This window comes from Amedibacillus sp. YH-ame6, assembly GCF_053848845.1.
This window is the reverse complement of sequence record NZ_JBSPEZ010000046.1, coordinates 1-710: the sequence shown is the minus strand read 5'-3', so window position 1 is coordinate 710 and position 710 is coordinate 1. Positions and strand designations below refer to the sequence as shown.

Annotated in this window: 1 pseudogene; it reads left to right on the top strand. The window is 37.5% G+C overall.

Annotation, left to right across the window (positions count from 1 at the left end):
- Nucleotides 1–710, top strand: a pseudogene (locus tag ACWG0P_RS15900) (IS30 family transposase); the annotation flags it as partial.

Here is a 710-nt window from a genome sequence, read left to right as displayed (position 1 = left end):
TGATGTTAAGTTTACTCGTCAAGGTGTCTCTGCTGTGGGGACTTATGATTGCCAGAACATTGCGGTTTGTGAATTCAACTCTTTCTGTCAAAGTGAATGCGTTCAACGTTCACCTATCGCTTGTAAAATACGAGATAAGACAAACGGCGTGTGCAATGGTTGTGATCAAAAAAGTGTTTGCAAACTCACAAAACGGTATTATTCCGCAGAACGAGCTCAAAAGGAATATCAATATACTTTGATAGATTCAAGAGAAGGTATCAATCTTACATTCTCTGAGCTCAGCGAAATCGCTTCTATTATCGTTGACCCTATCAAAAACGGACAGTCTGTATATGTAGTTCTGCAAAACCACCCAAAAATCAAATATTGTGAGAAAACGATTTACAACTGGATTGAAATTGGCGCATTCGAATCTTTTGGATTAGCCAATATAGATTTGCGCTCAAAAGTCGGCAGGAAAATGAAGAAAAAAGATCAAGTTAAATATAAAAAGCGAGAAGATAAAGCATATCTTAAAGGCAGAACTTATGACTGCTTTGAGAAACACAAGAAGGAACACCCTTCTACTTCTATCGTTGAAATGGACACGGTTTATAATGATGTTTCACATGGTCCCTTTATCCAAACCTTTATGATTGTTTCTTATGGAATTATGATTGCCGTTTATCACACCGAAAAAACCTCAGAAACGATGGTAAATGGGCTCC